The following is a 12010-nucleotide window of genomic DNA, read 5'->3' as shown; positions in this document are numbered from 1 at the left end:
ATTCAGGTTTATATCGCATTGGTTGGTAGCCACATAGTCACTATATTTGCACTCGTTTTGCCAAAGCAAGCAATAAATTCAAATACGAGTATGCAATTATCTGAACAGGAAATAGTAAGAAGAGAGAAGCTTTCTGCATTAAGAAAAGCAGGTATTAACCCCTACCCGGCAGATTTATTCCCGGTGGAAGATACCAGCAAGGGAATTAAGGAGAATTTTGAAGAAGGAAAAAAAGTGGTATTGGCCGGTAGGTTAATGTCCCGCCGTATCCAGGGAAAAGCCTCTTTTGCCGAAATACAGGATTCTAAAGGAAAAATCCAGGTTTATTTTAACCGTGATGAAATTTGCACCGGTGAAGATAAAAGCAAGTATAATGATGTTTATAAAAAATTGCTGGATATTGGCGATTTTATAGGAATTGAAGGGGAACTTTTTAAAACCCAGGTTGGCGAAATGACGGTAATGGTGAAAGATTTCATTTTGCTGAGTAAATCTATTCGACCGTTACCACTTCCTAAAACCGATAAAGACGGAAATACTTACGACGGATTTACCGATCCCGAACACCGTTATCGCCAGCGTTATGCTGATTTGGCTGTAAATCCAAAAGTGAAAGAAATCTTCGTAAAGCGCACAAAGTTGTTCAACGCAATGCGGAACTTCTTTAATGAAAGAGAATATTTTGAGGTAGAAACTCCAATTTTACAATCTATCCCCGGTGGTGCCGCAGCGAGACCGTTTGTTACGCATCATAATGCTTTAGATATTCCCCTTTACCTAAGAATTGCTAATGAATTATACCTGAAACGTCTTATTGTAGGCGGATTTGACGGTGTTTATGAATTCTCGAAAAACTTCAGAAATGAGGGTATGGATAGAACGCATAATCCTGAATTTACCGCCATGGAAATCTATGTAGCCTATAAAGACTACAACTGGATGATGGAATTCACCGAGACCCTTCTTGAACATTGTGCAATTGCCGTAAACAATACTACTGAAGCTGTTTTTGGTGAAAATAAAATCGATTTTAAGGCACCGTATAAGCGAGTGACCATGACCGATTCTATTAAGGAATTCACCGGTTTTGACATTACAGGAAAATCTGAAGCTGAAATTAGAAAAGCAGCTGAAGATATGGGAATTGAAGTTGATGAAACGATGGGTAAAGGAAAACTCATCGATGAGATTTTTGGTGAAAAATGTGAAGGAAATTATATCCAACCCACATTCATAACCGATTATCCGAAGGAAATGAGTCCGCTTTGTAAAGAACACCGTGAAAACCCTGAATTAACTGAGCGTTTTGAATTAATGGTTTGCGGAAAGGAAATCGCAAATGCATATTCTGAATTAAACGATCCTATAGACCAGCGTGAACGTTTCGAAGAACAGCTAAAACTGGCCAAAAAAGGAGACGATGAAGCAACCGAATTTATAGACCAGGATTTCTTAAGAGCCCTGGAATATGGTATGCCTCCTACTTCCGGCTTAGGAATTGGGATGGACCGTTTAATTATGTTCCTAACAAATAATCAATCAATCCAGGAAGTGCTGTTTTTCCCGCAAATGAAACCCGAGAGAAAAGCGGTTGAATTAAGCGAAGATGAAAAAGCGGTTTTTCAGTTATTAAAAGATGATGTAATTCAGGAATTGGAAACTGTAAAAACCAAGTCTGGATTAAGCAATAAAAAATGGGATAAAACCCTTAAATCACTTAGAAAACATAAAATGATAGATGTTTTTAAGGATGACGAAACAATGAAGATTAAAGCGGTTTAAAGTTCAGAAAAGCTTTTACAGCTTAGCTGGACAATAGTTAAAACAAGACTTTTTTAACTATGTATTTAAACCTTTTTAAGATAAATCAGTCAAAAGATCACCAAATGGTGGTCTTTTTTCGTTTTTTAGCCTTCGCTTAAGAAAATTTATCACTTCAAATTAATCACACAAACCAAAATTAAACTTTATGACCAAACGATTTACGCATAAGCTCTTTTTAGTAGCCTTATCGGTATCGGTTTCCAGTTGTGCGGTTCTTCAGCCTAATAAATCTTCGGCTGATGCATCCAAAGAAGAAGCCTCAAAAAAGAATGGAGAGCTTGAGCCTTACGCCAAGGTAATTACTAAAGACGCGAAAAGCGACGAAGGTTTATTTACTGTACACCGCGTAGACGATAAATATTTCTACGAAATTCCAGATAGTCTTTTTAACCGTGAAATGCTTACGGTAACAAGAATCGCAAAAACCGCCACCGGAATTGGTTTTGGCGGCGGAAAACAAAACACCCAGGTACACCGCTGGCAGAAAAAAGACGGCCACGTTCTTTTAAGAGTAGTTTCTCATGAAATCTACGCAGCAGATTCACTTCCTGTACACGAAGCGGTAGTGAATTCTAATTTTGAACCGGTACTTCAGCGTTTTCCGGTAAAAACTGTAGGAAAAGATTCAGTTAATAAAACTACCGTAATTGAAGTAACCGATCTTTATACCAAAGATGTTCAGGCGCTGGGTTTAAGAGACGGTTCAAGAAAGCAATATAAAGTTTCTCGTTTAGACGATAGCCGTTCCTACATCGATACTATTCGCAGCTATCCAGAGAATATTGAGGTTAGGCACGTAAAAACCTATAATGCAGGTGAACCGCCTTCTAATGCGAGCACAGGCTCAATTTCTTTAGAATTTAGTAATTCTATGATCCTGCTTCCAAAAGAACCCATGAAACGACGTTATTTCGATCAGCGTGTAGGTTGGTTTGCCCGCGGACAAACAGATTACGGACTTGAAGCTCAAAAAAGCAAGGAAGTAAAATACCTTGACCGTTGGAGACTTGAAGTAAAAGAGGAAGACAGGGAAAAGTTTGAAAATGGTGAGCTCGTTGAGCCAAAAGAACAAATTGTTTATTATGTAGACCGGGCTACTCCAAAGCAGTGGATTCCCTACATAAAGCAAGGTATTGAAGATTGGCAGGTTGCTTTTGAGGCTGCCGGATTTAAAAATGCAATTATTGCTAAAGATCCGCCAAGCAAAGAAGAAGATCCAGATTGGAGCCCAGAAGACGCCCGTTACTCGGTAGTACGTTACCTGGCTTCTCCAATTCCTAACGCAAACGGGCCTCACGTAAGTGACCCACGTTCAGGAGAGATCTTAGAATCAGATATTAACTGGTATCATAATGTAATGACCTTACTTAGAAACTGGTTCTTTGTACAAACTGCGGCTATCAATGAAGATGCCCGTAGTGTAGAGTTTAAAGATGAAGTAATGGGTAGATTAATTCGTTTTGTTTCTTCTCACGAGGTTGGGCACACTTTAGGTCTTCCGCATAATATGGGAAGTAGTGTTGCTTACGCAGTAGAAGATCTTCGTGATCCTGAATTTACTGCTGAATATGGTACCGCACCCTCTATTATGGATTACGCACGTTTCAATTATATCGCACAGCCTGAAGATGGTGATGTGGCTTTAATGCCAGATATTGGACCTTATGATAAATACGCAATTGAGTGGGGTTACCGACCAATTTTAGATAAAACTGCTGAAGAAGAAAAGGAAATTCTTGACGAATGGATTCTTGAAAAAGCAGGCGATCCTTTATATCGCTTCGGAAGCCAGCAAAGTGGCGGAGTTATAGACCCGAGTTCTCAAACTGAAGATCTTGGTGACGATGCAATTTTGGCCAGTGAATACGGAATTAAAAACCTGAAGCGCATTATGCCGAAATTGATCGAATGGACCGCCGAAGATGGCAAAAACTACGATGATCTAGACGATATGTACGGCCAGGTTTTAAGTCAGTTTAACCGTTATATGGGACACGTAACCGCGAATATTGGCGGTGTTTACGAACACTATAAAACTTACGACCAGGAAGGAGCGGTTTATTCTCACGTTGATGCCGATCGTCAGAAAAAAGCGATGAACTTCTTGCATAACCAACTTTTTGAAACTCCGGAATGGATGATAGATCAGGAGATTTTCAACAAAATTGAATTTGACGGACAGGTGGAGCGCATTAGAAATATGCAGGAACGCAGCCTTAATAACTTATTAGATTTTGGAAGAATGGCTCGTTTAATGGAAAATGAAGAAGTAAACGGAGATGAAGCCTATGGTTTAATAGATATGATGACCGATGTTAGAACCGGCATTTGGAGCGAACTTTCTTCGGGACAAAACATAGACCGTTACCGCAGAAATCTTCAGCGCGCTTATATTGAGCGTATGGAACATTTAATGACTGAAGAGCAAAGTGAAATTCCTTCCCGATACAGAAGCTGGATTAGCCGAAGCAATATAGATGTTGCACAAAGTGATATTCGCCCTGTTGTGAGAGGAGAGCTTAAAAGGCTTCAAAATCAAATTAGGAGAGCAGCTAATCGTGGAGATCGTTTAACCAGGTACCACCTTCAGGATGCTTTAGAACGAATAGATTTAATTTTAAATCCTATAAAGTAAGCTCAACATTTTTTGGATTTATTAGTTTGAAAAGCCACCGTCCCTACGCGGTGGTTTTTTTTATACTTTAGATTAAACCTTTTATAAATTTCAAAGTCTTATTATAAAAGCCCCACATAAATTGCTATGAAAAAGATTTTTTAGATTGAAATATCAGAAAATTAAAAGGGACTTTTAGATTAGTTAGTTTAGTTTGTTTTAATTGAGAGCAGTGCCGGGAAAATCGAAAATCTAAATTTTATCTTACCCAAATAAAATTTAAATCCGTTTTCTGCTCTCTTTTTTTATTAAGGAAAAAACTTAGCAATAAGTCCACCCGCAAGCCACAGGTAACACGCAAAAGCAATATATTTTAAGCTTGTTTCCAGCAACTGACTTTTCGGCGCCATTTCCTTCATATGCATTACATCTTTCCGCTTAAAAAATCCAAGGTAAATTAATACTCCTGAAATTGCTAAAAAGAGCATATTCAGCCAAAAAGTATAATCTATTTTAAAGTGTTCGGCATCGGTAATTTTTACCGAAGAAGGATCGGGTAATAAATTAAATAGGTTAAACCCGTAATGTAATAATAAAGAAGTACCAATAAGCGCAGTAAAAAGCAGGAAAAGTATAAAAAAAGACATTTTCCAGCCATAATATTTCGCATTGATTCTTAACACTGGAAATACTACCAAATCACTAAAAATAAAAGCCATTACGCCGGCAAAACTTACTCCTTTCCCAAAGAGAAGGGCCGCTAAAGGAATGTTTCCCATAGACCCAATAAAGGTTAAAAAAGCGGCGATAGGCCCTACAATAATGTGTTCAAGAATCGTGAAGAAGCCAAAATCTGTATTCCCATCTCCGGTGTTTATAAATAAAGTTTGAAAAAATGAATCTGGAACAAAAGCAGCAACAACCCCGGCAATAGTAAAGCCCAGCGTCACATCTTTCCAAACCATTTTCCATTCCATCGCATATTGTTTGGACACTTTAGCCCAACTGGTTTCTGACTTTATTTTTTTCTTCCAGGATTTTTCTGAATCTTCTTCATCATCATCTTTTTCGTCAAGGCGTTTTCTAGCCTTTTTGATCATTTCTTTAGGATTAATAATTCTAATGAGCACCCAACTAATGAGGATAAGTAGTATTCCGCCTATATATTCACCCACAACAAATTGCCAACCCAAGAAGATGGCGATCAAAATTCCTAACTCTATAACAAGGTTAGTTGATGCAAGTAAAAAGGCAATAGATGAAGAAAAACTGGCACCTTTTTTAAACAAACTTTTAGTTGAAGCTAAAGCAGAAAAACTACACGAGCTACTGATGAATCCAAAGAAAGTTCCCAGCAAAATACTTTTAGATTCGTCTTTACCCATGGTTCTTTCCATACGTTTTTCGGTCACAAAAATCTGGATACAACTACTTATCACATAACCCAAAATAAAGGCCCATAAAGCCATCCAGAAAAACCCGGCACTGGTATAGGCCGCTTCTCCCCATTTGCTTAAAAAATCCTGCATTTCTATTAGTTTTGGTTGGTTAGTATTCTACTGCAATTTGGCGCTCTTTAATCTTAAAGCATTTGCAATTACCGAAACTGAACTAAAGCTCATCGCTAACGCGGCGATCATAGGTGATAACAAAAGCCCGAAAACCGGATATAAAACCCCGGCAGCAATTGGTACTCCAAGCGTATTATATATAAGCGCAAAGAAGAGGTTTTGCTTAATATTTCGCATTACTTTCTTACTTAGCATTTTTGCCTTTTTTACTGCTTTTAAATCTCCTTTTACCAAAGTAATTTCTGCGCTCTCTATCGCAACATCTGTTCCGGTTCCCATAGCAATTCCAATATCAGCCTGGGCCAATGCAGGCGCATCGTTAATCCCGTCACCGGCCATTGCTACTTTCTTTCCCTTTTTCTGAAGCTTTTTAACTTCATTTTGCTTGTCCTCTGGCAACATTCCAGCTTTAAATCCGCTTAATCCCAGTTCTTCTGCCACAGATTTAGCGGTTTTCTCATTATCGCCGGTAAACATATAAACCTCAACCCCATCATCCATAAGCGATTTCAAGGCTTCCCTACTGGTTTTCTTAATAGGATCGGTAATTGTGAAATAACCTACTATTTTACCATCTCGTGATATATAGGAAACTGTCTTACCTTTTTCCTGCTCTGCGGTTACTTTTTTATTTATTTCTGAAGGTATCTCTACTTTTTCAGCCTGCATTAGCTTTTCATTTCCGATAGCTATTTTTTGATCGCCTACCATACCGGTCACCCCTTTCCCGGTAACGGAATTAAAATCTGAAGTTTTTGAAAATTTAAGCTGTTGTTTCTTTGCAAAATCTACAGTTGCTTTAGCCAGAGGGTGTTCACTCTGGGAATTTACCGAAGCGATAAGTTTTATAATTTCTTCCTTATTTTCTTCAGAAATCACCTCAACTTTTTCCACTTTAGGTTTACCCTCGGTGATGGTTCCGGTTTTATCGATAATTAAAGTATCAATATCATCCATTTGCTCTAAAGCACGGGCGTTTTTAATAAGTACCCCATTTTGAGCACCTTTTCCCACTCCTACCATAACCGACATTGGTGTGGCCAGGCCAAGTGCACAGGGACAGGCAATAATTAATACCGCGATGGCATTCACTAAAGCGTAAACATATTGCGGCTCGGGCCCGTAAATGGCCCAAACTATATAGGTAATTACCGCAATAATTACCACAACCGGCACGAAATAAGCTGAAATCCTATCGGCTAATTTCTGAATGGGTGCCTGTGACCGGCTGGCATCATTTACCATTTTTATAATTTGTGAAAGCAGGGTCTCCTCTCCTACTTTTTCGGCTTTCATCGTAAAACTCCTGTTGCCATTAATAGTTCCAGAACTAACTTTATCGCCTTCAGCTTTATCTACCGGAATTGGTTCTCCGGTAATCATTGATTCATCTATACTGGAATTCCCGTTTTCGATTATTCCATCTACCGGGATTTTATCTCCAGGTTTCACCCTTAGAATATCTCCTTTTTCAATTTCATCTATAGAAACTTCTTTTTCTTCGCCATCAACTACTTTTATCGCTTTGTTGGGAGCGAGTTTCAATAATTCTTTTATTGCTGAATTTGTTTTACTATGTGCCCGGGCTTCTAAAACCTGGCCAAGCAAAACAAGGGTGAGAATTACCGTTGCCGCTTCAAAATACACGTGTACGGTGCCCATTTCAGTCTTAAATTGCGGCGGGAAGAAATCTGGAAACAATAACCCAAACACGCTAAAAAGCCAGGCCACCCCGGCACCAATTCCAATAAGCGTAAACATATTGAGGTTCCAGGTTTTTATAGATCGCCAGGCACGTTCAAAAAACATCCAGGTAGCGTAAAATACTACGGGAATTGATAATCCAAACTGTACCCAATTCCAGTATTTCATTTCTAAAACATTATACAAAGGATTGTCCGGAATCATCTCAGACATTGCGATAATGAAAATAGGCAAGGTAAACGCCACCGCAATTTTAAACTTTTTAAGCAGCTTTTTGTAAGATTTACTCTCTGAAGATTCTTCGGGTTCTTTGGGTACCAGGTCCATTCCGCATTTGGGGCAGGAACCGGGACCATCCTGCACCACTTCTGGATGCATTGGGCAGGTATATTTTGTAGCTTGTGGCTTGAGGCTGGCTTCTTCAACGAGATCCATCCCGCAAACAGGGCAATCGCCGGGTTCGTTATAAGTTTTGTCGCCTTCGCAATGCATAGGGCAATAGAAAATACCCGTACCCTCCCCTTTAGGTTTTTTCTTTTTTGGTTTTACTTCTTCTCCGGGTTCATGAATTTCATAATGCCCGCCATCTTCTTGTAAGGCCTGCTGCAATTTTTCTAAGGAAACATTTTTTTCGGTAACAATTTTTGCTTCTTCTTTGTCGAGATTTACCTCAGCACTTTTTACACCTTCAACTTTACTTAAAGTTTTTTCTACGTGGGATTTACAACCCATACAGGTCATTCCACTCACAGGATATTTCTGAACAAATTCATCTTTTGGATGAATTTGATAATTGCTATCTTCAAGTGCTTTCTGAAATTCTTCAATTTGAATATGTTTTTGCATCTCGATTTCGGCAGAAGCTTTTTCTAGATCTACACGAGCATTAGTGACCCCTTCCACATTTTTTAAAGTATTTTCAACGTGGGCCCTGCAACCCATACAGGTCATCCCGGAAATTTGATAAGTGTGTTTCATAGATTTTATTGGAGAGAAAAGGCCGTTTGAATTTCTATCTTTAGTCACGTCATGCTGAACTCGTTTCAGCATCTAAATTGAAAGAAATTAGAACTTGAAACAAGTTCAGGTTGACGTCTACCAGGAAAAATTCAAACAGCCTTTAAAATTTAAATTTTATGCCAGGTAGGCTTCACAAGCTTTTGCACATTCGCGGCAAGCTTTAGCGCAATCCTGACAGTGTTGGTGCTCATGCTGGCCGCATTCATCGGCACAGGCATTGCAAATTTCAATACAATATTTTACGAGTCCGTCTACATTTTTATAGCCGGTAACCAGCACCTGGTTAAGCGTGCTACAAACCTCTGCACAAACTTTATCAGTTCTAATGCAGTCTTTCATCATTTTCACATTGTCTTCATCAAGACAAGCGTCAGCACAATAATTACAATGGTTAATGCAATTCCCTAATGTGCTTAACAATTTTTCATTTCTCATAATATTGGTTTTTAATGGTTTAATTCAAATTTAAGTACTTTAAACCGCAATAAGTTTTAAAATTATGGTAAGAAGTTATAAGAAAATGGGAAAGATTGTAATAATAAATTATGAGCTAAACACCTAATTTACAAATTTGTAAGAAATCTTCATGAAAGAATTATTTATGCAACAGTCCATAAACCAGGCTTCCTTTAAACCTAATAGACCACACTTTCATTTCTTGAAAATATTCGTGTATTCCTGGCTAAAATCATCTTATAATTTATCCAGGGGTTTTCTTGCAGAAATTTCAAGTTTAAATCGAGAAGGGTTCATCCCTGTTTCTTTTTTAAAGAATGTAGAAAGATAAGCGGCACTCCCAAAACCCATTTTATCGGCAATTTCTGAAATATTTAATTCATCATATTCCAGTAATTCTTTAATGCGTTCTGCCTTTATTTTATTCTGAAAACTTTGAATACTTTGCCCATTTGCTTTACTGAAGATGCTTGTGAGATGGCTATAATCGTAATGCAGTTCTTCACTTAAGACTTCAGAAAGCTTTTTGTTCTCAAAATCTTTTCGTTCGTAAACCCATTCAATAATTAAAGACTTAATATCGGTTACAATCTTATCATGCCGTTCTGCCACTATTTCAAACCCGTTAGCCTTTAGCGCTTCTTCAAAACGTTGAAATTGGGATAAAGAAAGTTCGTTCTCAAACGCTATCCTGCCCAGACTTACATCAACATATTTAAGGTTCTGTTGCTGCAAAGTGTTTTCCACACTCATAAGGCAACGGTCGCAAACCATGTTCTTTATATGCAGGATGTTATTTTTCATCGTTTAATTAAAATTTATTACACATTCGTGCCACTGGAGATTAAAATCAGGCTTTGGAATCAGGTTTATAATTGCTGCAAACCTGTCACCAATAAATGGATGAGACCAATTTTCGGTTAATAAGAAAGGTGCATCAAATTGTTTCTAAAAAACCTGAATCAAAAAATTAGTAGCTCAAACTTACGAAGAATAAATCTCTCCTCTATGATTTTAAATTGCACAGCTTGGACTGAAGCTTAAACGAAATTTTCATTTTTATAGATTTCAAGAAAAAGTGATAAAATATTTTTTACAAATAATTTGAAATTATTTTAAAGGACCTTAATTTTAAGCAATCCATTGCGTAGACTGGGGTTAGCTGCACTATTCCCTTAATTTAAAACTATTTAGGCCACTCACTTTCCAAAAAAACCGCTAAATATTTTAGTAGGAACAAAAAAAAATCAGTTATTTTATATGTTAATAAAATCAAAAAATTATGTGGGGATTAATTACAGTACTTCTTTTTAACTTACAAATTGGGATGGGAGCTACCACAGCTTCTCCTTCTACTGATGATAATATTGAAGCACACACCCAAAAGGAAAACCTTGGTGAAAATAACCTGGCTTACAAATGGGGGAAATTGGCTTTAGATGCCACTGCTAATGACACTGATAGATTTAAACCAAGACCCACGGTAAGCTCTCGTTTCCTCGGACTTATTTTTACAGCAGTTTTTGATGCCTGGTCCAGGTATGATGAAAAGGCTATTCCCGTTTACATGCAAGACATAAACCGCCGGCCGCTTGATGAACAAAATTTAAACAATAAACAAATAGCCATAAGTTATGCGGCTTTTAGAGCGATGAACGAATATTATTATACCGATGAAGCTATTTTTCGGGAATTTATGGTTGAACTGGGATTAGACCCAGATGACACCTCTCTAGATCCTGCCACTCCCATAGGCATAGGAAACCTGGCAGCAAAGGCAGTTATTGAAGCCAGGCATAAAGATGGTGCAAATCAATATGGGGAAGAAGAAGGCTCTAATGGTGAAGCCTATTTTGATTATATGGGTTATAAACCTGTTAATTCGGCTGAGGAAAATATAGACCTGAACAGGTGGCAATCTAAATATTTCTCTGATGGAAATGGAGGCCAATACGTGCCAGATTGTTTAACGCCTTACTGGCACAAAGTGGAGCCGGTTGGATTACAATCGGCAGATCAATTCAGGCCGGGACCACCTCCTATGGTAGGTTCTGCTCAATTAGAGGAAGAAGTAAAAGAAGTAGTAGAATTACAAGCAAATTTAACCGATAAACAAAGGGCTCTGGTAGAATTTATGCGAGATGGTCCTCAATCTGTGCAGCAAGCCGGCCATTGGCTTAAATTTGCCCAGGAAGTCTCGATTAGGGATCAACATAACCTGGATAAAGATGTTAAAATGTATTTCTATAACCAGATTACCGCAATGGATGCATTTATTGCCTGCTGGGATAGTAAAATGTTTTATGATTATGCCAGGCCTTATGCTTTAGTTCACGAATTTTTCAAAGACAAAGAGATTAACGGCTGGGGTGGCCCTGAGAAAGGAATGATAAAAATGAAAGGACAGGACTGGAGACCATACTCTCCCTCCACTTTTTTATGCCCTCCCTTTCCCGGCTACGTATCGGGTCATAGCGCTATAAGTGGTGCCTGCGGTGAAGCATTAAAACTCTTTACCGGAAGTGACGAATTTGGATCTGAAGTTAAACTAATACCTGGGATCCTTACAGAGCCAGACCGCCTGGGTGAAGAAGTTACTATAGAATTCCCTACGTTTTCAGGAGCGGCAGAAATGGCCGGCTTATCAAGGGTTTTAGGAGGTTACCATATCCAGGCAGATAATATAGCAGGATTAGAGTTGGGAAGAAAAGTGGCCAGGGAAAACTGGATTTTCTTTAAAAAGCATATAGGAGAACCTGTAATAAACCAACACAAAAGCCTTTCAAACAATTAAATTATTCTCTGGAATTTCAACAAAGTA

At 38.3% G+C, this 12010-nt stretch carries 7 protein-coding genes; 3 read left to right on the top strand and 4 right to left on the bottom strand.

The window, feature by feature from the left end; all coding sequences use genetic code 11:
* Positions 1-90: 90 nt before the first annotated feature.
* Entirely contained in the window at positions 91-1782 is a 1692-nt protein-coding gene (gene lysS, locus B5488_RS14550) for a lysine--tRNA ligase (protein ID WP_079735930.1), read from the top strand.
* Between the two features lie 187 nt (positions 1783-1969).
* Positions 1970-4459 carry a zinc-dependent metalloprotease gene (locus tag B5488_RS14545; protein WP_079735929.1) on the top strand — a complete coding sequence of 830 codons (2490 nt, stop codon included), beginning with the start codon at positions 1970-1972 and terminating at the stop codon, positions 4457-4459.
* A 287-nt stretch (positions 4460-4746) separates the two neighbouring features.
* Here the strand turns inward: B5488_RS14545 and B5488_RS14540 are convergent, their stop codons facing one another.
* The 4 genes from B5488_RS14540 to B5488_RS14525 form a co-directional block, all read right to left on the bottom strand.
* A complete protein-coding gene (locus tag B5488_RS14540; RefSeq protein WP_079735928.1) occupies positions 4747-5967 on the bottom strand; it encodes a permease in 1221 nt (406 codons plus the stop codon).
* A gap of 27 nt (positions 5968-5994) precedes the next feature.
* Entirely contained in the window at positions 5995-8691 is a 2697-nt protein-coding gene (locus tag B5488_RS14535) for a heavy metal translocating P-type ATPase (protein ID WP_079735927.1), read from the bottom strand.
* Between the two features lie 156 nt (positions 8692-8847).
* Complete coding sequence (locus B5488_RS14530) at positions 8848-9168, bottom strand: four-helix bundle copper-binding protein (protein ID WP_079735926.1); 321 nt, start codon at positions 9166-9168, stop codon at positions 8848-8850.
* A 258-nt stretch (positions 9169-9426) separates the two neighbouring features.
* On the bottom strand, positions 9427-9993 hold the full coding sequence (locus B5488_RS14525; RefSeq protein ID WP_079735925.1) for a helix-turn-helix transcriptional regulator: 567 nt from the start codon (positions 9991-9993) through the stop codon (positions 9427-9429).
* A 478-nt stretch (positions 9994-10471) separates the two neighbouring features.
* Here B5488_RS14525 and B5488_RS14520 point away from each other — a divergent pair, with 478 nt between their 5' ends.
* On the top strand, positions 10472-11983 hold the full coding sequence (locus B5488_RS14520; RefSeq protein WP_231919745.1) for a vanadium-dependent haloperoxidase: 1512 nt from the start codon (positions 10472-10474) through the stop codon (positions 11981-11983).
* Positions 11984-12010 lie beyond the last annotated feature (27 nt).

This window comes from Salegentibacter salegens, assembly GCF_900142975.1.
In the GTDB taxonomy this organism is placed as follows: Bacteria; Bacteroidota; Bacteroidia; order Flavobacteriales; family Flavobacteriaceae; genus Salegentibacter; species Salegentibacter salegens.
Note: the sequence above shows the minus strand (reverse complement) of the source record. Positions and strands in the feature narration are given on the sequence as shown.